The organism is Terrabacter lapilli (genome assembly GCF_039531305.1).
Classification (GTDB): Bacteria; Actinomycetota; Actinomycetes; order Actinomycetales; family Dermatophilaceae; genus Terrabacter; species Terrabacter lapilli.
In genome coordinates, this window is the sequence record NZ_BAAAPU010000004.1 from 29,725 (window position 1) to 55,005 (window position 25,281).

General features: G+C 70.8%; 17 protein-coding genes. 7 read left to right on the forward strand and 10 right to left on the reverse strand.

The features are described from left to right. Positions 1 to 433 precede the first annotated feature (433 nt). Entirely contained in the window at positions 434 to 1,066 is a 633-nt protein-coding gene (locus tag ABD241_RS06320) for a TetR/AcrR family transcriptional regulator (RefSeq protein WP_344059603.1), read from the reverse strand. An 82-nt stretch (positions 1,067 to 1,148) separates the two neighbouring features. Between ABD241_RS06320 and ABD241_RS06325 the strand changes: the two genes are divergently transcribed. Together ABD241_RS06325 and ABD241_RS06330 are read left to right on the forward strand one after the other, a co-directional pair. Next, a complete protein-coding gene (locus ABD241_RS06325) occupies positions 1,149 to 3,392 on the forward strand; it encodes an MMPL family transporter (RefSeq protein ID WP_344059605.1) in 2,244 nt (747 codons plus the stop codon). A gap of 142 nt (positions 3,393 to 3,534) precedes the next feature. Beyond that, positions 3,535 to 4,188 carry an O-methyltransferase gene (locus ABD241_RS06330; RefSeq protein ID WP_344059607.1) on the forward strand — a complete coding sequence of 218 codons (654 nt, stop codon included), beginning with the start codon at positions 3,535 to 3,537 and terminating at the stop codon, positions 4,186 to 4,188. Positions 4,189 to 4,236: 48 nt separating this feature from the next. On the opposite strand, the gene ABD241_RS06335 is transcribed toward ABD241_RS06330, so the two are convergent. The 3 genes from ABD241_RS06335 to ppk2 all read right to left on the reverse strand — a co-directional run bounded on the left by ABD241_RS06335 (position 4,237) and on the right by ppk2 (position 9,705). Then, on the reverse strand, positions 4,237 to 5,685 hold the full coding sequence (locus tag ABD241_RS06335; RefSeq protein WP_344059931.1) for a DUF2252 domain-containing protein: 1,449 nt from the start codon (positions 5,683 to 5,685) through the stop codon (positions 4,237 to 4,239). Between the two features lie 328 nt (positions 5,686 to 6,013). Next, positions 6,014 to 8,803, reverse strand: coding sequence for a cation-translocating P-type ATPase (locus ABD241_RS06340; RefSeq protein ID WP_344059609.1), 2,790 nt, complete (start codon positions 8,801 to 8,803; stop codon positions 6,014 to 6,016). Positions 8,804 to 8,853: 50 nt separating this feature from the next. After that, positions 8,854 to 9,705 (reverse strand): polyphosphate kinase 2, encoded by an 852-nt coding sequence (ppk2, locus tag ABD241_RS06345; RefSeq protein WP_344059611.1) that lies wholly within the window; start codon positions 9,703 to 9,705, stop codon positions 8,854 to 8,856. A 331-nt stretch (positions 9,706 to 10,036) separates the two neighbouring features. Between ppk2 and ABD241_RS06350 the strand changes: the two genes are divergently transcribed. Further along, positions 10,037 to 10,765 carry a hypothetical protein gene (locus ABD241_RS06350; protein ID WP_344059613.1) on the forward strand — a complete coding sequence of 243 codons (729 nt, stop codon included), beginning with the start codon at positions 10,037 to 10,039 and terminating at the stop codon, positions 10,763 to 10,765. A 115-nt stretch (positions 10,766 to 10,880) separates the two neighbouring features. Next, a complete protein-coding gene (locus ABD241_RS06355) occupies positions 10,881 to 11,894 on the forward strand; it encodes a diacylglycerol/lipid kinase family protein (RefSeq protein WP_344059615.1) in 1,014 nt (337 codons plus the stop codon). Here the strand turns inward: ABD241_RS06355 and ABD241_RS06360 are convergent. After that, the gene (locus ABD241_RS06360) at positions 11,875 to 12,591 is read right to left on the reverse strand and encodes a hypothetical protein (protein WP_344059617.1); all 717 of its coding nucleotides are present in this window, start codon (positions 12,589 to 12,591) and stop codon (positions 11,875 to 11,877) included. The two genes, ABD241_RS06355 and ABD241_RS06360, sit on opposite strands and share 20 nt — an antisense overlap. A gap of 125 nt (positions 12,592 to 12,716) precedes the next feature. Here ABD241_RS06360 and ABD241_RS06365 point away from each other — a divergent pair, with 125 nt between their 5' ends. The 3 genes from ABD241_RS06365 (at position 12,717) to ABD241_RS06375 (ending at position 14,459) form a co-directional block, all read left to right on the forward strand. After that, entirely contained in the window at positions 12,717 to 13,100 is a 384-nt protein-coding gene (locus ABD241_RS06365; protein ID WP_344059619.1) for a nitroreductase/quinone reductase family protein, read from the forward strand. Between the two features lie 63 nt (positions 13,101 to 13,163). Continuing rightward, positions 13,164 to 13,586: a PNPOx family protein gene (locus tag ABD241_RS06370; protein ID WP_344059621.1), complete on the forward strand. Its 423-nt coding sequence runs from the start codon at positions 13,164 to 13,166 to the stop codon at positions 13,584 to 13,586. A 120-nt stretch (positions 13,587 to 13,706) separates the two neighbouring features. Beyond that, positions 13,707 to 14,459 (forward strand): 4'-phosphopantetheinyl transferase family protein, encoded by a 753-nt coding sequence (locus tag ABD241_RS06375; protein ID WP_344059624.1) that lies wholly within the window; start codon positions 13,707 to 13,709, stop codon positions 14,457 to 14,459. 65 nt (positions 14,460 to 14,524) lie between these two features. Here the strand turns inward: ABD241_RS06375 and ABD241_RS06380 are convergent, their stop codons facing one another. The 5 genes from ABD241_RS06380 to ABD241_RS06400 form a co-directional block, all read right to left on the reverse strand. Next, on the reverse strand, positions 14,525 to 15,859 hold the full coding sequence (locus ABD241_RS06380) for a M1 family metallopeptidase (protein WP_344059627.1): 1,335 nt from the start codon (positions 15,857 to 15,859) through the stop codon (positions 14,525 to 14,527). Continuing rightward, on the reverse strand, positions 15,860 to 19,774 hold the full coding sequence (locus ABD241_RS06385; RefSeq protein WP_344059630.1) for a Pls/PosA family non-ribosomal peptide synthetase: 3,915 nt from the start codon (positions 19,772 to 19,774) through the stop codon (positions 15,860 to 15,862). 184 nt (positions 19,775 to 19,958) lie between these two features. Further along, a complete protein-coding gene (locus ABD241_RS06390) occupies positions 19,959 to 22,709 on the reverse strand; it encodes an alkaline phosphatase family protein (RefSeq protein WP_344059633.1) in 2,751 nt (916 codons plus the stop codon). 2 nt (positions 22,710 to 22,711) lie between these two features. After that, positions 22,712 to 24,064, reverse strand: a complete 1,353-nt coding sequence (locus ABD241_RS06395) for an ABC transporter permease (RefSeq protein WP_344059636.1) — start codon at positions 24,062 to 24,064, stop codon at positions 22,712 to 22,714. Continuing rightward, complete coding sequence (locus ABD241_RS06400) at positions 24,061 to 25,020, reverse strand: ABC transporter ATP-binding protein (protein WP_344059639.1); 960 nt, start codon at positions 25,018 to 25,020, stop codon at positions 24,061 to 24,063. Before ABD241_RS06400 ends, ABD241_RS06395 begins: the two co-directional genes overlap by 4 nt. Positions 25,021 to 25,281: the final 261 nt, after the last annotated feature.

The window sequence follows — 25,281 nt, forward strand, 5'->3', positions numbered from 1 at the left end:
CGGGGTCACGACCTCAAAAGTGTCGGTCCTCAGTCCCGGCAGAACACCTCCGATTGCGAGCCCTCAGGCCCGGTTGATCGCCTACAGGGGACGTTTCAGGACGGTCGGGCCCGACCAGCAGCTCGCCCCGACGAGGGAAGATCCTCGAGACTGGCCGGCCTCCAACGCCAACGAGCTTCGGCAGAGCCCGCCCTCCGCGGCGGATTCGGACGTCTCGTCCGCAGCGGATTCCGACGTCCGCCGCGGCCTGCACATGGTCGTCTGCGATCAGATGCCCCAACGGATGCTCGCCCCTCCAGACAGAGTCGGCCGAGTACGTCGCTGCCCAGTCCGCGGCCGCCCCGACGACTTGACTCGGCTGCCTGGATGCCACCGAAGCCGGTGAGGACGCGCCGTCGTAGAGCTGCAGGGCCGGATGGGGGGCGAGGTGCTGCTACCTCGGACGGGCCCGACGATCCTCAGGCTGGGTGTCGGAGGCCGCCGGGGCCTGGAGCCCGCCGACGACCCACGCGACGAGCATCGCCACGGACTCGGCGCAGGGCGGGCCTGCGACGGGCGAGAGGCTGCCGGACGCGAAGGCGCCGACGGCCCCCAGTACGGCGTTGTGACGCAGCATCAGCTCCTCGCGGCCGAGGTGGGGCAGCGCGGCCGCGAGCCGGTCGACGAGGTGGGCGTCCACGAGGTCGCGGACCGACCCCAGGTTCTCGAGGAGACCGGGTGAACGCTCCACCATGCCACGCTGGATGAGACCCCACAGCCGGGCAACGCGGGACCCTTCGGTCGCCGGGTCGAGCGCCGGTGCGAGCCAGATCCGCACGAGGTCCTCCAAGGGGGCGCCTTCGGGTAGCTCGTCGAGGCGACGGCGCTGGACCTCGGACACCTCGCGCAGCGCGTCCCCGTAGACCAGCGACACGAGGGCGTCCTTGCTCCCGAAGTGGTAACCGACCGCGGCGACGTTGGCGCCGGCCCGTTCGGTGATGTCGCGCAGCGTCGTCGCGGCCTGCCCCTGCTCGAGCAGCAGGTCCTCGGTGGCGGCCCGCAGGCGGGCGGCGGTCGACGAGCTCATGCGGCCATCATGCCAGCGCTTGCCGTGCGTCTCAAACATTTGCTTCAATCAATTGATTGAAAGCGCGAGGCGAGGAGGAGCCATGACGACGTTGCTGGGACGATTGGGCCGCGGGGCGGCCAGCCACCCGTGGCGGGCGTTGGCGGGTTTCGTGCTCGCGCTACTGGTCGTGGGAGGCGTCGCCGGCGGCCTCGGAGCCGGGTTCACCGACGAGGTCCGCCTCGGCGACACCGACTCGCAGCAGGCCTCGGACCTGCTGACCGAGCGGTTCCCTGCCGCCGCGGGAGACACCGCGACGCTCGTGTTCCACACCACCGGTCGGCTCGACACCGCCGCCGACAGCCCGGTCGGCACCGCGGTGGCCACCGTCGCACGTCAGCCCGACGTCGAGTCCGTCGCCCCGGTGCAGCTCTCGGCCGACGGCCGGACCGGGTACGCGACGGTGCTCTACGCCAAGAAGGCGGCAGACCTCACGGCGGGCCACCTCCAGCGGCTCGAGTCCGCCGTCGCACCCGTGAAGCCGGCCGGGGTTGACGCCAGCATGCGCGGCCCGGTCGTCGACCGGTGGCGGGAGCGGCCGGTCCCGCTCGGGGAGGTCATCGGTCTCCTGGCAGCGCTCGTGCTCGTGACGCTGCTCTTCCGTTCGCTCGTCGCGACCTTCGTGACAGTGGGTTCAGCGCTGCTGGGGCTCGCACTGGGCAACACGGTCCTTGCAGCCGTGTCCGGGGTCGTCGACATCCCCACCGTCGCACCCACGATCGCCATCATGCTTGGCCTCGGAGCCGGCGTGGACTACGGGCTGTTCCTCGTCGCGCGGTTCCGGAGCCGGCTGCGTGCGGGCGACGACGTGGTGACGGCAGCAGCCCGGGCCAACAGCACCACCGGCACGGCCGTCGTCACCGCCGGCGCCATCGTCGTGGTCTCCATCTGCGGCCTCTATGTCACGGGCATCACGATCATCGGCCGGATGGGGCTCGCGGCCGCCATCGTGGTGGCCGTCGCCGCGCTCACCACCGTGACCGTCGTCCCAGCGGCCCTGCGACTCGCCGGACGCCGCGTCCTGCCCAAGGCCGAGCGCACCGCCCCTTCCGGCACTGACCGCGCCTCCGCGCACGGGTCCGAGGGCCGTCGGGCCCGGCGCCTCGCACGGTGGGTCGCTGCTCGCCCCTGGAGCACCGCTGTAGTGTCGACCGTCCTGCTCCTCGGCCTCGCTTCGCCGGCGCTCGGGCTGCAGCTGGGCCAGCCGGACGATGGCAACCGGCCCGCAGGCGACACGATGCGGATCGCGTACGACCGGCTCGCCGAGGGCTTCGGCTCTGGGTTCAACGGGCCCCTCCTCGTCGCGCTCGACCTGCGCGACACGTCCGACCCGGCGGCCAGCACGCGCACGGTCACCGAGCGGCTCGCGCGCACGCAAGGCGTCGCGGCAGTGGCCCCGGCGCAGACGAACCCGGCCGGTGACACTGCGGTGGTCACCGTCATCCCGACCACAGCACCTCAATCCGACGCGACGAGCGAGCTCGTACAGACCCTGCGCGAGGACGTCCTACCTTCCGCCCTGGCCGACAGCGGCGTCACGGCACACGTCGGCGGACAGACCGCGACCTTCGACGACCTCGCGAGCAAAGTGTCCGGGAGTCTCGTGCTCCTCATCGTCGTGGTCGTAGGGCTCTCGCTCGTGCTGCTGACCTTCGCCTTCCGGTCGCTCGTGCTGTCTTTGGTCAGCGCCGGGCTCAACCTGCTGTCCATCGGCGCGGCCTACGGCGTCGTGACGCTGGCCTTCCAGACCGGCTTGGGCACCAGTCTGCTGGGTGTCAACGAGCAGCCGGTCGTCTCGTTCGTCCCGATGCTGATGTTCGCCATCCTCTTCGGGCTGAGCATGGACTACAACGTCTTCCTGCTCTCAGCGATCCGCGAGGAGCGCGCCACCGGGACGCCGGCGCGCGAGGCCGTACCGATCGGCGTCGGTCGTACCGCGAGCCTCATCACGACGGCCGGGGCGATCATGACGCTGGTCTTCCTCGGCTTCACCTTCACGAGCGAGACCGAGGTGCGGATGATCGGGCTGGGCCTTGCGACCGCTGTGCTCATCGACGTCACCGTCGTCCGGCTGTTCCTGGCCCCAGCCGTCCTCGAGCTGCTCGGCGAACGCGCCTGGTGGCTGCCCCGAGTGCTGCAACGGCGGCTCAGTCAGGTGCCCGCCCCGAGTCACTACCCTCACGGCCAGCGCCCGGGGCCCAGTAGTCGGGGTGCACCCACCGCCGGACAAGATCGTCAGGGGAGGACGAGCCGAGGTGTACGAGCGAAAGCACGCCACAAGAGCTGAACCCGACGGCTACCTGCACACCGCTCCACCGCTGGTTGATGACCAACAGGGCTTGGAGACGTCGTCACGGTCGGCCCAGTTCCGGCCTGGGAACGTCGGTGAAGACGCCCGCACCGCGCGGCGGGAGGCGTAGCGTCCGAGAATGCGCAGCTTCCCGGTGACGGACGAGATCCGCTCCTACGCCGTGACTCACGGGTCCTGGCGCCCAGACCCTGTGGTGCACGAGCTGAAGGTGCAGACAGCGGAACTGGGGGACGCGGCAGGCATGCAGATCGGCGACGACCAAGGCCAGCTGCTCACGATGCTCGCCCGTCTGATCGGTGCCCGCCGAGCCGTCGAGGTTGGAACGTTCACCGGCTACTCGAGCCTGTGCATCGCTCGGGGTCTGGCTGAGGGCGGTTCACTCCTGTGTTGCGATGTCAGCGTCGAGTGGACCGCGATCGGCCAACGCGCGTGGGCTGCCGCTGGTCTGGCTGACCGGATCGACCTGCGGATCGCGCCGGCGATCGACACCTTGCGCTCCCTACCGGCGGCGCAAGATGTCGACCTGGTCTTCATCGACGCGGACAAGCCGTCGTATGCCGCCTACTGGGCAGAGCTGGTCCCGCGCGTGCGACCCGGCGGCCTACTGCTTGCGGACAATGTCCTGTGGAGCGGCCGGATCACCGACCCGGAGGCAGCCGACGCCGACACCACCGCCCTGCGTGCCTTCAACGACGTGGTCGCCTCGGACGCTCGCGTCGAAGCCGTGGTCCTGACAGCCTTCGACGGACTCACCATCGCCCGACGGCGGTGACGAAACCTGCGACAGCACGCAGCTCGGTCCTTCAGGGAATGTTCGCGACTAGAGGCCGGTCTGGGCTTCCAGTCGGCCGGAGTCGACGGCGTCGACGAGGGCTTGGTAGTCGCGTTCGTTCTGGTCGGCGTAGGCCGCGGAGAAGTCGGCGATCGCCTCGTCGAAGGAGGTGCCCGCGCCCAGGTAGGACGCGATCGCGATGCGGTCACCGGATCGCGCGTGGGCGCGGGCCAGCGTCGCGCCGCACAGCTGGGCGTATGCCGTCATGGCGTCCGCGTGCAGCGTCTCGACGTCGGCGGAGCCCTTCCAGTCACGCAGCTGGCGGATGTAGAAGTCACGCACCTGACCGTCCAACCCGGTGACGCGCTGCCAACCGAGGAAGATGTCGCTGGCCGCCTGCATCAGCCGCTGCCCGGCCACGACGCGCTGCCCGTGGTTGGCGTACCTGCTCTTGCCCACGAACCTCTCGAGGACGGACGCCTCGGCCTCCTTGGCCTGCAGGAAGAGGGGGTCCTGGTCGTCCCTGCCGAGCAGGAGCAGGATCCAGGCCCGGGTCCCGACGCTGCCGACGCCGACCACTTTGCGGGCGGCGTGGACGTAGTGGAAGGACTCCAGCAGCTCTCGTCGGTCGGTCTCGAGCGTGCGCCGGTACGAGCGGATGAGCGCCTGCAGCTCTCCCTCGAGGTCGTCCCGGGCTGACCCGGCCGGTAGCAGCTCCTCGATCGGCACGATCAGCGGGGCGTCGGAGACGATCCGGCGCTGCCCGTCGACCTCATGGGTGAGCTTGGTGAAGGCCTGCATGCTGTCCCGGGTGCGGGCCTTGGCGACGTTCGCCTTCGTCCGCTTCCGCTGCTTCTTGGACACGCTGTCCTTGAAGGTGTCGTACATCGTCTCGACGTCGATGTGTGCGTACCAGACGTCGAGGTTGCGCTCGGCCGCGAACAGCCGCATGCGTGTCCGGTACTCCGCGACGCAGGCTCGAACGATCTGCCAGCGCTCCTCCGGGGCGAACCCTCGGTCTCGTCCGGCGATCTCGAAGCTGGCCGCGAGCCGCTTGACGTCCCACTCCCACGGTCCGGGGAGCGACTCGTCGAAGTCGTTGATGTCGAACATCAACCGGCGCTCGGGCGAGGCGAAGACGCCGAAGTTCGACAGGTGGGCGTCGCCGCAGAGCTGGGTGTGCAGCCCTGACACCGGAGTGGCCGCGAGGTCGTTGGCCATGATCAGGGCTGCGCCCCGGTAGAAGGTGAACGGCGAGACCAGCATCCGTCCGTAGCGCACCGGCACCAGCTCAGGGACCCTGCTGAGGCCCTGCCCCTCCAGGAGCGCGATCGGATCGGGGCGGTCCGCGGCGGGATGCCACTGGCCGTGGCTGGTGCGGGGCGTCTCGTTGCGAGCCGCCTTCCCCTTGGCTTCCCGCTCGTCGACGCTGAGGTGCGTCAGCTTCGGTGCAGCCTTGTCGCCGAGGGTGGCTGACGTCGTTGCGGGTCGCATCATGGTGGTCACGAGTTGCTCCTTTGAACGCGGGACGCCTTCAGCCGGAAGCGCGTCCCTCTGACGACCCCCGAGAACGAAGACCGGCGTATTGGCTGGTGGTCTGGTCCAAGTGCCCAGGGTGCTCGAGTCACGGAATGCCCGTGGGCGCATGGCAATCGGGCGAACCCTGCAGCACTCGAAACCTCCACCCACTGTGGCACTGCCAGGGCCTGCGTCGAATCATCCGTGAGGGACTAGACCTCGTGGCCATGGCCGCTCGGAACATCCGCAGCCGAACGGAGCAGGACGCCTTCGTTCGGGCGTCAGGGGCGGGCAGACCGAACGCCGACTACCCGGCGGCAGGCGAGGTCGCGGCCGGGGTGGGGACGGGCGGCTGGTCGGTTGCCCGGCGGGCCCGCAGGGCGCGGAGGATCATCTTGTAGACCTCACCCAGGATCAGCAGGAGAACGCCGGGCACCAGGGCGATGGCCCATTGCCTGCCGGTGAGCGGGGTGGTGTGGAACAGGTCCTGCAGGACGCGGATCTGGGTGATCAGCATCGCCCCGACGAAGGCCCAGGCGAAGGCCCACAGCAGCTTCGGGTTGGACAGGGTCGCGCTCCCGAAGGCGCTCACCTCCGGGAAGCGGAGGTTGAGCGCGAGGAAGACGTTCATCACCGAAAGACCCACCAGACCCATGGTCTGCCCCACCTCCAGCGACCCGTCGGTGGTCTTGCCGATCTGGACCAGGACCAGTGTCGCGGCCGCCATGAACAAGCCGTTGACGAACAGCTGCACCATCATCGATCGGACGATGATCGGCTGGTCGAAGGGCCGTGGCCCGCGTCGCATGATGCCCGGGCTGGCGACGTCCAGCCCCATCACTGCCCCGATCGGCGCCACGACGGCCATGTGGATCCACAGCACCTGAGAGGGGACGAACAGGGCGGTGCCGGCTATCCGGAACGCACTGGAGCCGAGGAAGGCGAGGATGAACATGAACAGGTTGGCGATCTGGATCCGCAGGAACTTCTGCAGGTTGTCGTAGACCGATCGCCCTTCCTCGACGGCGGCCACGATGGTGGCGAAGTTGTCGTCGGCCAAGATCATCTTGGCGGCGCCCTTGGCGACGTCCGTTCCGGTGATCCCCATGGCGATGCCGATGTCGGCCGCGCCGATGGCCGGTGCGTCGTTCACACCGTCCCCGGTCATGGCGACGATGTGACCGTTTCGCTTGAGCACGTCGACGAGCCGCACCTTGTGCTCGGGCGCCACCCGAGCGATCACGCCGATCTCGTCGACCTGCCTGGCCGCCTGCTCGTCGTCGAGAGCAGCGAAGTCGGCGCCGGTCATGGCACGTCCCTCGATGCCCAGCTCGCTGGCGATGGCGGCTGCGGTGACGGCGTGGTCTCCGGTGATCATGCGGACGCGGATCCCCGCCCGCTTCGCCTCGGCGATGGCCTTGGTCGCCTCGGGCCTCGGCGGGTCGACCTCACCGACGAGAGCCGTGAGCTCGAGCTCCTGCATGAGGTCCATCAGCTCGGCGGTGGGGTCGAAGCCGGCGGGGTCGAACTCTCGTTGGGCGAAGGCCAGGACGCGCCGACCCTGGCCGGCGATGCGGTCGTTCTCTGCCAGGACCTTGGCGCGCATCTCGTCGGTGAGCGACTGGCTGACGCCACCCGGCATACGGGCCCGCGTGGAACGCTGCAGGAGCACATCGGGCGCGCCCTTGACGTACGCCCGCACGACGGGCCGACCATCGGCCCCCGGCATCGTGTGGAAGGTGGCCATGAACTTGTAGTCGGAGTCGAACGGCACCGCTGCGATGCGCGGGTGGCTCTCGCGGAACTGCCTGACGTCGAGGCCGCCCTTCTGCGCGAGCACGTACAGCGCCCCCTCGGTAGGGTCACCGACCACGACGCCGTCCTGGATGTCGGAGTCGTCGCAGAGCGCGCACGGGAAGAACACGTGGTCGAGGTTGGTCTCGGCATCGCCCGCGGTGCGTTGCACCTGGCCGTCGAAGCTGTAGCCCTCACCGCTGACCGTGTAGCGGTGTGCGACGGTGGCGAACTCGCGGACGGTCATCTGGTTCAGGGTCAGGGTGCCGGTCTTGTCGGAGTTGATCGCCGACGTGGAGCCCAGCGTCTCGACGGCGGGGAGCTCCTTCATGATCGCGTTCCTCTTGGCCATGTTGACCGAGCCCACCGAGAGGATCGTGGTCACGACCGCCGGCAGGGCGTCCGGGATGGAGCCGACGGCAAGTGCGACACCGATGCCGAAGAGGACCGTGAAGGACTCACCCTGTGCAAGACCCATGATCACGATGGCGATGAAGGCGAAGAGGGCTGCGCCGATGATGAAGATCGTGAGCCGGTCCACCTGCCTGGTCAGCGGCGTCTTCTCCACCTTCTGCTCGGCAAGAAGGTGTGCGATGTGCCCGACCTCGGAGCCCATTCCCGTGGTGGTGACGAGGATCTCGCCATGGCCGCGCGTGACGTTGGTATTCATGAACGCCATGCAGGTGCGATCACCGATCGGCACGTCGACCGACCCGAGCGGCTCCGTGGCCTTCTCGACGGCGACGCTCTCGCCGGTCAAGGCGCCCTCCTCGATCTGCAGCGTGGCGGCGACGACCACACGGCCATCTGCAGGGACCCGATCACCGGCGTCGACGAGAACGACGTCGCCGGGCACGATCTCCTCGGCAGGGATCTCGAGGACGGACCCGTCGCGCCGGACCTTGGCGACAGCTTTCAGCATCTCACCCAGAGCCGCGGCTGCCGCGTTGGCCTTCCCTTCCTGGTGGTACCCCAACCAGGCGTTGAAGAGGGTCAGCAGCGCCAGCCCCACCGCCGTGCCCCACTCACCGATCAGCAGGCTGACAAGGGCCGCGACAACGAGCACGATCTGCATGTAGTCGCCGTAGTGCTTCAGGAACTGCTTCCAGATCGGCTGCGGCTGCTCCTGGGCCAAGGCGTTCGGGCCCGACGTCTCGAGCCGCCGCTTCGCCTCCATCTCCGTCAGGCCCCTGACCGGGTCGACGTCCAGCCGTAGAAAGACCTCGTCGGCCGGGAGAGCCCACCATGCGACGACGTGGCCTGGTCGGGTGGTCGCGGCCGGACGGCTGACCTTCTCGGACATGCTCTTCCTCCCTGAGGGCGACGCGGTCAGCCGTGCAGAGGTTGGCGCGTTCAGAATGGCGTGGGAATCAAACGCGGTGGCAGAGCCGGGGCTTCGTAGTCACCGGCTGCCTGGCGCTCCGGCAGCTGGACGTCCCGCACCGTCAGTGGCTCGTAGGGCACCTGGGTCAGCAGATGACTGATGACGTTGAGGCGCCCACGCCTCTTGCAGTTGGTGTGCGCGACGTGCCACGGAGCCCAAGGGGTGTCGGACGCGGCGAACATGGCGTCCCTGGCACGGGAGTAGTCGTACCACCGGCTGTAGGACTCCAAGTCCATGTCGGAGAGCTTCCACACCTTCCGCGGGTCGTGGATGCGGTTCTCGATCCGGCGCGTCTGCTCGTCGGGGCCGACCTCGAGCCAGTACTTGATCAAGATGATCCCCGAGTCGACCATGGCCTTCTCGACGCTGGCGACCTGCGCGAGGAAGCGTTCGGTCTCGGCCGGCGTGCAGAACCCCATCACCCGCTCGACGCCGGCTCGGTTGTACCAGCTGCGATCGAAGATCACCACCTCACCGGCCGCGGGGAAGTGCTTGATGTAGCGCTGGATGTACATCTGCGATCTCTCCCGATCGGTCGGCGCCGGCAAGGCGACCACGCGGAACACCCGGGGGCTCACGCGCTCGACGATTCGCTTGATCGTGCCGCCCTTGCCGGCGGTGTCGCGCCCTTCGAACACCACACACACCTTGGCCCCGGAGGACCTCACCCACTCCTGCATGGCCACGAGCTCCGCCTGCAGCGGCTCGAGCTCGGCCTCGTAGGTCTTGCGCCGCAGCTTCGCCCGTCCTGAGGGCTCGTCCCACGCGCTGGAGGCCCCGAGCGGGAGCTGGTCGGTCTCGCTGGCCTTCTTCTTGCCCATCGCTGGCCTCCTGCACGACGCCGAGACGTCTGCGCTGCGGTCCAGATGAACCGCTCGCCGTTCTCGAAGGCTAACCCGGGGTTCGGCTCGGTGCCTGACCTTCCTCGAACTGACGCCGCGCCTCACGTCGCGCCTCTTGCCGCGCCTCACGTCGCGCCTCTTGCCGCGCCTCTTGCCGCGCCTCACGTCGCGCCGACTCCAGGCATGTGACGTCGAGCCGGTCAGGGCGGCGACGACGTGTGCTGTGGCAAAAGCATGATGAGGTCGGCGATCGAGGCGCAGCATGAAGAGATCCGTCCCCAGGTCCAGTGCCAGAGCCCAAGGAGCGACGATGTCACGACGAGCCCCCTTCGTTCCCGACGGCGTGCCGGTGCTGTCCCGCGGTCTGCACCGCAGCCCCCGCAAGGGTGCGTGCTTCATGGAGATGGCCTCGTTCCTCGCCGGGGAGCAGTGGAGCGACCATCCGACCTGCACCCATCCCGTGTTGGCCGCGATGGCCCGCCGGGTCAACGACATGCTCGACGACGCCCACCGCCAGCGCCTCGTGACGATGATCCCCGAGGTCGTCGGCCTCAACCCGGACGACCCGCGCGCGACGACGGCCCTGCTGCTGACCGCCGTACGGGCCGCCCTGCCGGTCGCCGCACAGGAGCGGCAGAACCTCCTGGCGGTGGCCATCCTCAACGCCGAGCGCGTGCTCGCCGAGCAGGACGGCCGTCCCTGTGGTGACCTGTCGTTGGCGTCCCGAGACGCCCTGGAGAACTGTCCGGCGGCCGGGCACTGGGCGCGGGCCTACGTGGCCCGCGTGGGCTTCACCCCTGTGGTGGCGACGGCCCCGTCCAATGCGGCCAAGGTCGTAGCCCTCGCTGTGGACACCATCGCCCGATCCTGGGTCGAGGACCGCCACGCGGCTCTGGTCGAGCTCCTGCGCGACGGCATCGACGTCATGGCGGCCTTCTCGCCACTGGTGCCCGACCCCGTCGTCGTGTCCTGGCCGGTGCGAGACCCCGCGGTGCCCGAGTCGACGCCGACGCGAATGGCCCGCAGCTACGCCGGCTGAGCCCGGCGGCATACGCACCCTCCACCCCTGGCCCGGCATGCCGGCCGTCACCGCCTCCCCGTTGGCCGCGGCGCAGACGGACCCTCACAGTCGCCGGAGGAAGGCAGGCCCCACGATGCAGTCGCGGCAGCCGACGCTTCACCATCTCTCGACGTTGATCAGTCGCGGCTGGCACCTCGTCGGTGCTCCTCAACGGCCGGTGCTGTTCGTCAACCCCCGCGCCGGAGACGGGGCGGCAGGCCGCCACGGCGTCATCGACCTGGCGCGTGAGCGCGGAGTCGAGACAGTGACCGTGTGCCCGGGCGAGGACCTGCGGGCGCGTGTGTCAGAGTTCGTCGCGGAGGGCGCCGACGTGCTCGGCATGGCCGGAGGCGACGGCTCGCTCGCAGTCGTGGCGTCCGTAGCCGCCGCCCACGAGCTGCCTTTCGTGTGCATCCCCGTCGGCATGCGGAACCACTTCGCCATCGACCTCGGTGTCGACCGGCGGGACGTGGCCGGTGCTCTCGACGCGTTCACCGTGGGCGTCGAACGCAGGATCGATGTGGCCCACGTGAACGGTCACATGTTCCTGAACAACGTCGCCCTCGGCATCGAGGGGGCGGCCGACCGGAAAGCGGCGTACCGCGGCTCGAAGGTCCGCGCCCTGGCGGAGACGGCGCGCCGAGTGCTCGCGCCGGGGGTGCTGATGCCAGAGCTGCGCCTCGTGGACGGCCCTGGACAGAAGGATGTCCGACCTGCGGTGCTGCTGATCTCCAACAACCCGTACGCGTTCGAGGGCCCGGGTGCCGGCACTCGCCCCACGCTGGGCAGCGGGCGACTGGGCATCCTGGGTATCGACGCCCTGCAGGAGAGAAGACCTGCGCCCGGGCGCACGTGGAGCTCCCCGCACCTGGAGGTCCAGGCCCCGGTCGAGACGCACGTCCGACTCGACGGAGAGGCCGTCGAACTCGTCGGCCTGCTGCGCTTCGAGGTGCAGCCGGCGGCTCTGCGGGTCCGCATCTCGCGACGCCACCCGGGTGCGTCACCATCGGCACGGCTCCGCTCGCCGATGTCGTATGCGGCGCCGGAGTACGTGCCGCGCGACGCCACGGGCAGGTTCACGAGCAGGTTCACGACGGGAGGATGTTGATCACCCGCGAGAGCACCACGACCAGCACCGACAGGGAGATCATCGACTGCACCGCCATCAACGCCTTGACCCGACGCGTCAGGGGGAGGGTGTCCGTGGGGCTGAAGGCGACGACATTCGTGAACGACACGTAGAGGTGGTCGCCGAACCGTGGCTGCCAGCCGGGTGGCGCCAGCCCCTCGGTGTCGGACTGCGGGAAGAGGAAGTCGGGGTAGCGCGAAGCACCCGTCTGGCGCGCCCGGGGCCCACCGCCATCGATCTGCCAGTAGACGAGCCCGAAGGTGACGATGTTGGTGGCGAGGATGGTGACGGCCGTGACCAGCAGCTGTGTGACCGTGGGTGGCGTCTGGCCCGGGGGCGTGCTGCGCAGCACCAGGACCACGAGCCTGGACGCGGCGCCCGTGTTCGCCATGATGAGGACACCGAAGAGCGACAGGATCAACGGGCGAGCCGCCCTTGGGACAGGACCGGGCTTCGCAGCGATGACGATGAGCATCAGCGCCACCACTGCCTCCACGGCGGGGACGGCCAGGGGCGGTCCGTTGCGGTAGTTCGAGGGAACGAGGACCTGGGGGAGGATGACGAGGACGAGGGCGCTCAACGGCCACAGGTAGGTCTCCTGCGCCGACGAGTCGCGCGCCCCTCCCGAACCTCCCGAGACCACGCTGTCGGGATCGGCCGGCGGGTCACTGGGCATGGGCCCATCATCCGCTCAACGGACTCCTCCGTCTCCGAAGCACTGATCTCACGGTCCCTGCAGACCAGCTCCTGGATCCCGGCGTTGCCGGGCCGATCCTGCCCCTCGACCCGTAGCGTGCAGGCATGGACGGTCCGGCGCTGCCCCCAACCGGCACCTGCGAGCTGACCACCATCGGGCGTCGCAGCGGCAGAGCGCGTCGGATCGAGCTCTGGTACGTCGTCGTCGACGGCACCATCGTCCTGACCGGCACTCCCGGCGCACGGCACTGGCTGGCCAACCTGCGCACGCACCCCCGGGCGGTGCTGCACCTGCTCGAGCCGGCGGGCGATCTCGACGTCGTGGCCCAAGAGGTCACGGATCCGGCGACGCGGCGACGGATCGCGAAGCAGGCGAGGCGGATCCAGCCCTGGTACGCGGCGCAGCCCTACTCCGTCGACGACTGGGTGAGCGGCTCGCCGATGGTGACGCTGACCCCGTCAGGCTCCTCCCTACCCGCCCCCAGGTGAGAGGCCGGCGGTGACGACGAACACGACGACGGACTCGACGCCCGCGAGCTGCTGGGAGGCCCCATGAGACTGAGCGCCGACGACGCTCGCGCGCGGTTGGACACGCAGGTGCACGGCGTGCTGTGCACGCTCCACCCTGACCGCGGGCCGGACCCGCAGCCGGTCGTCTTCGCCGTCAGCGCAGACGGGCACATCGGGGTGCCGATCGACCGAGTCAAGGCCAAGTCCTCGACGCGGCTGAGGCGCGAGGACAACCTCGAGGCCGACCCACGGGCATCGCTGCTCGTCGAGCACTGGGAGACCCAGGACTGGTCCCGGCTGTGGTGGGTGCGGGTCCAGCTGGAGCACGTGCCCGACCCGGCGGCGCGCCTGACCCACGAGCTCGCCGACCGTCTGGCCCGCACCGTGCCGCAGTATGCCGACAAGCCCTTCCACCGGCTGCTCGTGTGCCGCATCGTCGGCATCACCGGGTGGGCAGCAAGCTGAGCACCACCAACCACGACCACCACTCGCTGGGGGCTCTCGTGGAGGCGCGGGTGTTGTGCCCGCCGGCCCACTGCTCGACCATGTGCTCATGACCGCCGGACCGCCTCGGGCGGACGGGCCATGAGCCTCGACGCAGCGGACGCCGTGCGCGACCACGTCGTCCTGTGGAGCCGAGCGGTGCCCAACCGCGTGGACCTGTCCCAGCTGGACGACGCCGAGCGGCAACGCGTCCACGCGGCGGCGACCCCGGCGACGGCGAGGCAGCGGGCCGCCGGGCTCACGCTGGTCCGTCGCGCTCTTGCCGAGGTGCTGGGCACAGACGCGCCGGCGGTCGCGGTGGACAGGACCTGCCCCCGGTGCGGGGGCCTGCACGGGCCACCTCGGGTGGTGGCCGACCCGGGGCTTTTCGTGTCCGTCACCCACGTCCGCCCGCAGGCCGGGAGAATGCCGGCGCGGGAAGCCGGCGTGATCGTGGCGCTGACCCGAATCGCGCCCGTGGGACTCGACATCGTCCGCAGCGACGACGTGCAGTTCCCCGGCTTCGACGCGGTGGCGCTGCATCCGGACGACGGGCTGCCGGCGGACGCGACGTCCCGGGCGCGTGTCTGGGCCCGCAAGGAGGCCGTCCTGAAGGCTCTCGGCGTCGGGCTGGACACCGAACCGACCTCGTTCCCGGCCGGGCGCCCGGGCGTGGTGCAGGGGTTGCCGAACGGCAGCTGCGCGATCGTGGCAGACCTCGACCTGCAGGCGCCGGCCGCTGAGCAGTCCCTCGGCTTCGACGTCGGAGCGGCAGGACAGACGGTCGCGGCGGTTGCCCTGGCGCGATCTGCGCCCCTGGTCGCGGTGCGGTGGATGCCGTCGGGTCACCCCTGACGACCTGGCTGACCACACCGGCGACGGGCTGCAACGCGTGAGTGGGCTCGAACGCGTGACCGGGCTCAGGGGAGCCGCGGCAACCTCGGGTTGTCCAGCCATGCGTCGAGCAAGGTCCGGATGCGCCCGCCCGCGATGCCGGCGTGGGCTGTCGCGACGTCGTAGAACTGCTCGGTGGTGACCGTGCCACCGGCGTTGGCCGAGGTCCAGTCCCTGAGCAGCGCGAAGAAGGCCGTGTCACCGAGGGCGTGTCTCAGGGCGTGCAGGGTGAGTGCGCCGCGCTTGTAGACCCGGTCGTCGAACATGTCGCTCGGTCCCGGGTCACGAAGAACGAGGTCCTGGCGCTGCCGAGCCAGGATGGTGTGGTGGCGGCGCGCGCTGAGCGAGGTCGGGACACCGTCGGCGGCCTCGGCCCAGAGCCACTCGGCGTAGCAGGCGAAGCCCTCGTGCAACCAGATGTCGCTCCAGCGGGCGGCGGTCAGGCTGTTGCCGAACCACTGGTGGGCCAGCTCGTGCGCCACGAGCCGCTCGTGGCTGCGGTCGCCGCGGAGCCAGTTCGCTCCGAACGTGGCCATGCCCTGGGCTTCGAGCGGGATCTCGAGGTCATCGGCGGTGACGACGACCGTGTAGTCCTCGAACGGGTAGGGGCCGAAGCGCTGGGAGAGCACGTCGATCATCTGCGGCAGGCGTGCGAGGTCGTGGCGGGCGGTGGCCGCCACGGCGTCCGGGACGAGGAGCCGCACGGGCACCGGCAGGCGCGTCAGCACGTGCTCGGTGTAGCGGCCGACGTGAACGGCCACGAGGTAGGTGGCCGTGGGGTGCGTCTGCTCGAAGACGCGGCGGGTGCGGCTGCCCCGGATCCGGGTCTCGACGAGGGCACCGGTGGCCGCGACGGCGAACGGTGAGTCGCACTCGATGCCGATCCGGTAGGTCGCCTTGAGGCTCGGGTGGTCGTTGCAGGGGAACCACGTGGGAGCACCGGTGGGCTGCGAGGCGACGAGGGCGCCGTCGCTCAGCTCCTCCCAGCCGAGGGTGCCCCACCGAGTACGCGCCGGACCCGGTGTGCCGGAGTAGGTCACCGTGACCTGGACGATGTCGCCACTGTCGAGGGGGTGGGGGAGACGGACGAGCACCTTGTCGCCGCGGCGGGTCCACTTGGCGGTGCTCGACCCCACGGCGACCTTCGTGACGCGAAGGCCGACGAGGTCGAGACGGACGCGGTCGATCGGCTCGAGGGCTCGCACGTCGAGGACCGCCCTGGCGGCCAGCCGGTTGCTGGCGACGCGGTAGTCGAGCTCGAGGTCGTAGTGCTCGACCCGATAGGTGGGGTCGGCACGCTCGGGCGTGTACGGGTCCAGCGCCGGTGTGGGGAGGGCGGCCGCTGCGGGCACGGTGCTCATTCAGTCGTCCTTCTTCCGCCGCCAGGGGGCGATCGGGTTGCCGGTCCACCGGCTGTCCGCCGGCACGTCCTCCCCTCGCAGCACGAGGGACCCGGGGCCCACCGTGGCAGCGCGTCCGATGCTGGCCGCCGGGAGGATGACCCCGTGCGGTCCAAGGGTCGCCCCGGCACCCAGGGTGACGGTGTCCATGCTCATGATCCGGTCATGGAACAAGTGGGTCTGCAGCACGCAGCCGCGGTTGACCGTCGCGCCGTCGCCGAGGCTGACGAGGTCGGCCTCGGGCAGCCAGTACGTCTCGCACCAGACGCCACGCCCGATCCGGGCACCGAGGCTGCGCAGCCACACGTTGATGGCGGGGGTCCCGGTCGCGGTCCAGGCGAACCACGGGCCGGCGACCATCTCGACGAAGGCGTCGACGACCTCGTTGCGCCACACGAAGGAGCTCCAGAGTGGGTGCTCGACCGCGTGGATCCGACCGATGACCGCCCACTTGGCCGCGGTCGTCGTCGCTGCGGCGAGGGCACCGGTGAGGAGAAGCACGATGCCACCCAGCACGGCTGCTGCGACCCATCCCCACGACAGCGCCAGCGCCTCCAGCGCGCCGAGCACGAGGACCGCGAGGGCGACCGTGACCATGACGGGCACCACGCGACACAGCTCGACCAGGCCCCGCAGGACCTTGAGCCGGAGCGGAGGCCGGTAGGTGCGCTCATCGTCGCTGCCCTGCGGCGCCCGCCGCATCCGCACCGGCGGGCTGCCCAGCCAGCTCGACCCGGCCTTGGACTTCGGCGGGGCCGCGGACAGCACGGCCACGAGCCCGTACTTCGGGACGCGCCGCCCCGGTGCCGTCATCCCGCTGTTGCCGAGGAAGGCCCGCTTGCCGATCTTCACGGGAGCGATGTGCAGCCAGCCCCGGGACAGCTCGTAGCTGCCGACCATGGTGTCGTCGGCCAGGAAGGCACCCCCGGCCACCGTCGTCATGGACGGCAGCAGCAGCACCGTCGAGGCTTCGACGTCCCTCCCGACCGTGGCTCCGAGGGCTCGCAGCCAGACGGGCGTCGCGAGGCTGGCGTAGAGGGGGAACAGCAGGGTCCGGGCCTGGTCCAGCAGGCGCTCGGTCATCCAGACCTGCCAGCCGACGCGCCCGCGCACGGGATGGAACCCCTCGCGTACACCCAGGGCCAGGAGCCGGACCAGCACGATCGTCAGGATGGCCAGACCCAGCATGCCCAGCAGGGTCGCCACGGGCACCCACACGAGCGTCGTGACGACGGCCTCGCCGGCGCTCGCGGCGCGTCCGGCGGAGCGGCCGACCAGGAGCAGTGCCGGCAGCATCGCCACGAACGGCAGCAGGGACAGCAGTGCGCCGGAGACGCCGTACACCGCCGTCCAGCCCGGTCCTCGAGGGGCGGCCTCGGCGGGGTAGCCGGGGTCGACGGGCCCGTAGACGCGTCGGGCCGGGGAACCGGCCACGACGCGTCCGGCAGGAACGGAGGTCAGGACCGTCGAGCCGGGTTCGACGACGGCACCGCGACCGACGTGCACGTCCGGACCGAGGGTGCTGCGCGCCCCGACGACGGCCTCCCGGCCGATGTGCACCGACCCGACGTGCACGACGTCGCCGTCCATCCAGTAGCCCGACAGGTCGACCTCCGGTTCGATGCTCGCGCCGGGACCGATCTGCAGCATCCCCGTGACCGGTGGGACGGTGTGCAGGTCGACCCCCGGCGCGATGTTCGCCCCGAGCAGGCGCGCGTAGTGGACGATCCACGGCGCGCCGGCCATGGTCACGGCACCCATCGCATCGGCGAAGCGCTCAGCCGCCCACAGCCGCATCTGCACCGAACCGCCGCGAGGGTAGGAGCCGGGCACCAGACCCCACAGCAGCAGGCGGCAGGCCAGGGCGCTGATGCCCATCCGCCCCACCGGGGTGACGAAGGCGAGGAGCCCGATCGCGATGACCCACCACGAGACCGGCCGCGCCCACGGCGCCAGGTCGGCTGAACGCAGCAGCTCGGTCGCCAGGGCCAGGCCGACGAGCCACTGCATGCCCTTGATGGTCAGCAGGACGACCGAGACCAGCGTCTGCAGGAGCTGGGTGCGTCGGCTGACGCGGCCGACCCGGCGCTCCGGTCGCGACGCCCCATCGGGCGTCTTGGGCGCGAAGGACTCGAGCAGCTCCGCCTGGGCGCCGAGGCGGGGATGGGCGTGGATGTCGGCGACGGTCACGTCCGGGAACCGTTCACGCAGCAGCGACACGAGCCGCGCCGACGAGAGGCTGGCGCCGCCGAGGGCGAAGAAGTCGGCGTCCGGCGAGCGGACGGGCAGGCCCAGAACCGAGGACCAGTGCCCGGCGAGCCAGCCGGTCAGGCCCTCCAGCACCTCGCCGGCGTCGTCCGGTCCGCCGGCGGCCCCGGGAACCGGCCAGGGGAGGGCAGCGCGGTCGACCTTGCCGGACGTGCGGGTGGGGATGGTGTCGACGAGCGCGAGCACGGGCACGAGGGCTGCCGGCAGCTCCTCGCGCAGCCGGTGCATCGCGGCCTCGATGTCGAAGTCCCGAGCGCCCTGGCCGCTCCCGTCGGCGGGCGCGAGGTAACCGATGAGCAGCTGGGTGCCGGCCGGTGTGGTCTGGACGGCGGCCGCGGCGCCGCCGACCCCGGGAAGCGCCTGGAGGGCCGCGTCGACCTCGCCGAGCTCGATGCGTCGGCCTCCGATCTTCACCTGTTCGTCGGCGCGACCGACGAACAGCAGCCCTCGCGGGTCGTTCACGACGAGGTCGCCCGAGCGGTAGGCCCGTTCCCAGCCCAGGGTGGGCATGGCGGCATACTTCTCGGCGTCCTTGACGGGGTCGAGGTACCGCGCGAGGCCCACTCCGCCGATGATCAGCTGACCGGTCTCGCCCGGTGCGACCGGTCGGCCCTCGGCGTCGACGACGGCCAGGTCCCAGCCGTCGAGGGGCAGTCCGATGCGCACGGGGCCGTCGCCGTCCAGGCGCGCGGCGCAGGCGACGACGGTGGCCTCGGTGGGCCCGTAGGTGTTCCACACCTCGCGGTCCGGCGTCACGAGCCTGGTCACGAGCTCGGGCGGACACGCCTCGCCGCCGAAGATGAGCAACCGGACCGGTTCGAGCGCCTCGGCGGGCCAGAGCGCGGCCAGGGTCGGGACGGTGGACACGACGGTGATGTCCTGCGCCACGAGCCAGGGGCCCAGGTCCTGCCCGGTGCGCACGAGCGAGCGCGGGGCGGGGACCAGACAGGCGCCGTGGCGCCAGGCGAGCCACATCTCCTCGCACGAGGCGTCGAACGCCACGGACAGGCCGGCGAGGATCCGGTCGCCCGGACCGATGCGGTTGTCCTGCAGAAAGATTCGCGCCTCGGCGTCGATGAACGCGGCAGCGGAGCGGTGGGAGACGGCAACGCCCTTGGGGACGCCGGTCGATCCAGAGGTGAAGATCACCCACGCGTCGTCGTCAGGGGTGACCAGGCCGACGGGTTCGTGGGTCGCGACGCGGCCGTGCGCCGGTCCCTCACGACTCGTGGCCCTGATCCGTCTGCGCGCCCCGACCACCGCGGTGACCTTGGCCTCCCCGAAGACGAGGTCGGCCCGCTCCTGGGGGTCGTCGGCATCGACCGGGACGTAGGCGGCTCCGGCATACAGGATGGCCACGATCGTGACGTAGAGGTCAACGTGACCGGACGGTGAGCGGACTCCCACCCGGTCGCCACGCCGCACGCCGGCCGTGCGCAGCTCGGCGGCGAGCGACCGGCCCGCTTCGAGCAGCTGCACGTAGCTCAGGACGGTGGTGGTGTCGTCCACGGCGGGTGCGTCGGGGTATGCCCGGGCCGTCTCCTCGAGCACCTCCACGAGCGTTCGCGGGGCGGAGGCGCGGTCAGCGGCGCGCAACGGGTCGGTCACCGAGCCTCCTGACGGTACGGGTGTCGCGACGACGGCAGAGCGCACAGGTGGACACCCACGTCCATCATGGGCTCTCCCGCCAGCCCCCGCACGCCCCCTCACGCGCGGCGTGTCAGCGCCGCAGGGAGCGGAGGCCCCGGTCGGCGGTGTCGCCGTCCGGGGCCTCGCCGGGCGTTGGTCTCGCTCAGTGGTCGCTGTCCGCGGCCGGGATGAGGGCTCCGGGCACGTCCTGCGGGGCGAAGATCCGGGTCTCCCCGGGGTAGGGCTGGCTCCAGCCGTGCGCCTCGTACCACCCGAGGTGGTTCATCTGCGCCGGGTTGGTCGAGTCGGCCTGGGCGTCCGGGCCGGTCAGCCGCTGCTTGGCCTTCCAGGCGTCCCACTCCGCCGCCACACCCTGCTGGCCCGCCGGGATCCTGCCCGTCGGGGCGGCAGGCGACGCAGGCGCCTGTGGTGCCGGCACGTCGGCGCCGCAGGACGGGAGTGTCTTGAGCCCGGCCGTCAGGGACGTCCGGTTGGGCACGGAAGTGAAGGGCGTGAGATCGGGCTTGGGGGCGAAGGCGCGACGCATGGGGGTGGCGGCCGTGTCCTTCTGGTTCATCGGCCTGATCCCGAGGATCTGCTCGATGGTGCGGATCATCGTGATCTGCGTGTAGTAGTGGCTGTCGACCGCGCCGTGCCGCGCCCACGGACTGACGATCTGGATCGGCGCCCGGTGTCCGTCGACGTGGTCGACGCCGGCCTGCGAGTCGTCCTCGACGACGAAGATCGCCGAGTCCTTCCAGTAGGGGCTGTGCGAGATCTTGTCGATGATCTTCCCGGTCGCGAGATCGTTGTCGGCGACCTGGGCCGGCCCGCTGGGCGGCCCGCCCGTGTGGTCGCTCGAGAGCCAGAACATGTTGAGGTTCGCGGGGCCGTTCTTCTCGAAGTCCCGCTTCCAGATCTCGTAGCGGTAGACATCCGGGACGCTGGTGTCGAACTTCGGGAACCCGTGCACCGACACGTCGTTGAGTGACGGGATCGGCGACGAGGACACCATCGGGTATGCCGTGTCGTTCCCGGTCGTGGCCATCACCTTGCTGTCGCAGTAGAGGTTCTGCCAGGTGGCGCCCGCCGGCTTGGTGAGGAACTGCTGGAACTCGCCGAAGTCGCGTACCGACTTGCCCGCCGCCTGCGCCCCCGTCCAGAGGAAGCCGCTCCGCTGGTGGCCGAGCGCATCGTCCTCGGTGTCGTAGCTGCGGATGTACTCGCCCGCCGAGGACTCCGTGTACTCCGGGTTGTCGGCCTGCATCAGCCAGTTGTGGCCCTCGGCCGAGTTGGTGCCGATGTCGTAGGTGTTGTCGTAGAGGCCGAACTGCCTGGCGAGGGCGTGCTGGTTGGGGGTGACGTTCTCCCCGTACTGCGCCAGGGTGGGCTCGCCGTTGCCGCGCGGGTCGTCGCCGAGGACCTGGTCGTAGGTGCGGTTCTCCTTGACGATGAGGAAGACGTGCTTGATGGTCGACGGGTCGCCGAGCTTGACCGGCACGGGCACCGGTTTGGCGCCCTTGCCATCGCTCAGCGCGGCGGACCCACCGTGCCAGCCGTTCTGGGTGAACACCGTGCCTGTCTCGGCCTTGATGACGTCGTCGCTCGGCAGCGTGAAACGGGTGAGGCTCGACGTCGTGTCGTGCGTGCCGTGGGTGGGGCCGCTGGACCTGCGGGCGTCGATGCCGCGGGTGTTGGAGACCACGATCTCGTCACCGGTGGAGGTGATCTCGGCAGGGAAGTAGTCGGTGGGGAGCAGGCCGACGTAGCTCACCGGCTCGAGCGGGCTGGTGTAGCGGTAGACGGCGACCGCGTTGGCGCGGCCGAGGGTCACCAGCAGGTGTCCGTCGTCGGTCAGCGTGACGGCGTCCGGCTCGTAGCCCACGGAGGCCTCGGGCCAGGGTTGCGTGGCGATGGTCTGGACGACCTTGTCGCTGGCGGTGTCGATCACGGAGACGTCGTTGCTGGCGGTGTTCGTGACGAAGAGGGCGCCCTTCTTGACGTAGAGGGCCGTCGGGTGCAGCCCGACGTCGATGCTGTCGGGCGCTGCGTCCGGGTGCGCCAGGTCGATGACGCTGACCGTCCCGGTGGTCGTGGCGGCGGTCGCCTGGTCGGCGGGAACCTGCGTGCCGTAGGAGTTGATGGTCGGCTCCCCGGGCTTCGCAGGGCGCCCGCCCTCGTTGCCGACGTAGAGCTTGGACCCGACGAGCGCGAGGTCGCGGGGGGCGTTGCCGACCGACCAGCTCTGCTTGACGGTACCGGTGGCCGCGTCGAGGGCCACGACGCGGTTCTGCCCGTTCACGGCGGCATACACCGTCGAGCCGTCAGGCGAGAACACTGCCTGTCCCACGAGCGCGCGCTTGTCGCCGTCCTTGGCGATCGGGACGAACGTGGGGTCGGAGAGGGAGCCGTCCGGGGTCACGGTGAACTTGGTGAAGCCGTCGGCCTGGCCGAGCCACAGCTGCGAGCCGTCGGGGGAGTAGGTGGGCCCCTCCTGGCCGACGCTGTTGCCGCTGATGCGCAGGTCGGCGGCGGTGTTGTTGCCGACGTACTGCTGCACCTTCCACGTCTTGAGGTCGACGATGGCCAGGGCCATGCCGCCATCCGTCACGGTGGCGGCCAGGTGCGTGCCGTCGGGGCTGGGCGCCGACGACATGATCTTGCCCTTGTCGAGGACGAGGCGCTGCCCGTAGGGGCGCAGGTACTGGTCGCTCGAGACGACCAGCCCGTTGGCGGTCGTCTGCCCGACCTGGTCGGTGCCGAACTGCTGGGTCTGGGCGACTGCGGCGCCGGTGACCACGAGCGCGGCCGCGGCGGTACCGGCGGTGACGAGCGCCGCCCGGCGTCTGAGGAGGCGGTTGATCCGGCCGGTCTGGCCGAAGCCGTCACAGTGACGGCGGCGTGCTACCTGCATGGTTATCCCTTCGGGGTGGTTGACGACAGGTCGACGACGGCGTCGAACTGCCACAGCGGGTTCGGCTCGGTGCCGTTGGGGGAGCGCACCTGGAAGTAGCCGTTGACCTCCTTGGGCCCGTCACCGTCGGCAACGAGCTGTCCGTCCGCGCTGACGTCCAGCTGGTAGACGGCCGTGCCGACGGCGTCGACGCCGGGCAGGTGCCAGCTGACGATGCATCGCCAGTCGTTGCCGGGTCCCTGCGCCGGCTCGAGACCACCGCCCTTGGTGCACGTCGCGCTGGTCTGCAGCTGCGCCTCGGTGACGGGGGGCCGGCCCAGCTGCTCGGTCTGCAGGCGGTAGAGGTGACCGAAGGACGTGGCCACCGACCGCTCGACCTTGGCCTTGTCGATGCCGGAGCCGCTCGCACCCGCCGTCCAGGCCACGACGGCGGCCGTCGACGCTGAGACGACGAGCAGCGGCAGGACACCGACGGTCAGCGCTCGGCGTCCGGAGCCGCGCTCGTGGATGTTGGTGAAGTCGCGTGCGCGGAAGATGACGTATGCCGCCGTCCCCAGGATCGCGGCCCACGCGAGGCTCACGACGGCCGAGGTCGCCAGCGGTGCCAGCTGGGCGGGGTCGGTGAAGAGACCGTGCCAGGCGATGAAGCCGTATCCGGGGAGGGCGAGCCGGACCGGGACCGGCAGCGGGAGCAGCTGGGCGAGCTGCATTGCCAGGGCCACCACGGCGGGCAGCAGCAGCCCCACGGGGGAGCTGCTCAGGGTCACCGAGCCGAGCAGCCCGACGGCGGCGAGCGCGAGGGTGGGCGCGACGATGGAGCCCCAGGCGAGGACGAGTCTCGTCGCCGCGTCCGCCGGGGCCAGGACGTGTCCGTCCAGGCCCGCGAGGGGGTGGCTGCCGACGGCCAGCAACCCACCGACCACGCTGGAGCACGCGAGCCCGAGGACCAACAGGAGGATCACGGTCGCGCTCGCGAGGGCCTTGGCCGCGAAGATCCGCCGTGTCGAGCGGACGGCCACCAGAAGGTGGCGCCACGTGCCGAGCCGGTCCTCCGCGGCGAAGCTGTCGCCGGCGACGAGGGAGACCGCCAGGGGAAGCGCCCACGTGCCGGCGAAGCCGAGAACGACGAGCGACCCTGCCCACCCGGAGGCGTGCATCCAGCGACCGAACAGCGTGTCGGCGGGCAGCGAGGACTGCTGGCTGACCCCGACGACGAACGCGGCTGGTCCGACCCAGCCGGCGAGCAGGAGCAGCCGGACGCGCCACTGAGCAGCGAGCTTGGTGAGCTCGAACCGGTAGATGCGCCGCAGGGGGACGGCCGTGACAGGCCCGGGACGAGCCGTCGTGGCCGTCATCGGGCGTGCTCCTGCCGGTCGGTCAGGGCGAGGAAGGCGGCCTCGAGCGGGGAGACGAGAGGGCAGAGCTCGCGGATCGCGACACCCGCGTGCACCAAGCCCACCACCAGCTCGTCGAGGGCGGGCGCCGCGGCTCGGACGACGAGCGCTGCACCGGCAGCGTCGGACGGCTCGGAGCCCTCGACCAGGTGGATCGCAGGCAGCCTGGCGGCCACCCGGCGTCCGGCGCGGGCGTCGGTGAGGACCAGTCGGTAGTCGAGCGCGGGCACCTCGGCGGCCAACGTGGCCGGGGGACCGGAGAAGACGACCCGTCCGGTGTCGAGGATGGTGACCTCCGAGCACAGGCTCTCCACGTCGTCCATGCGATGGCTCGAGAGGATGATGCTCGTGCCGGTCCTCGCCAACTCGGTGAGGACCGCGTGAGCCTGGCGTTTGCCGGCGGGGTCGAGGCCGTTGGACGCCTCGTCGAGGACGAGCAGGCGCGGTCGGCCGAGCAGGGCCGATGCGAGACCCAGCCGCTGGCGCATGCCGAGGGAGAAGCCCTGGACCGGCTCGTCGGCGACCTCGGTGAGCCCGACCTCGTGGAGGACCTCGGCGACACGTGTCCGGGGCTCGATGCCGCGCAGGACCGCCAGGGTGGCCAGGTTCTTCCGGGCGGTCAGCGAGGGGTACAGACCCGGGCCCTCGACGAACCCGGCGACCCCCTCGTGGACGGAGGGGGCCCGACCCACCTGGGTCCCGAGGATCTCGAGGCTTCCCGCGTCCGGTGAGGCCAGCCCGAGGAGGAGCCCGAGCAAGGTCGTCTTGCCCGCGCCGTTCGGGCCGACGAGGCCGTGGATCTCGCCCCGCTCGACGTCGAGGTCGATGGTCTCGAGCGCCAGCACGTCGCCGAACGACTTCGTGACGCCTCGGGCACGGACCGCATACGTCACGTCGGTTCTGGGCCTTTTGTGCACGTCAGGAAACGTAGGCAGCGCACACCAACGCGTGGCGGTCGCCCGACTGAACGTTGGGCGAACGCGGGTGATCGGTCGCATGGCCCGGGAAGGCGCACCCGTCGACGAGCGGCCGGGTCACAGCACAGCTGCGCCGCCGGCTCGCACGGAGTCCGTTCCTCCGCCGGTGAACCGAACGAGGCCGGATGCCGTGTTGCCGAGAGGGGCGTCTCCGCCCCCTGCACCCGAGCCAGGTAGCCCGGGCGGTCACCCCCCGAGGAG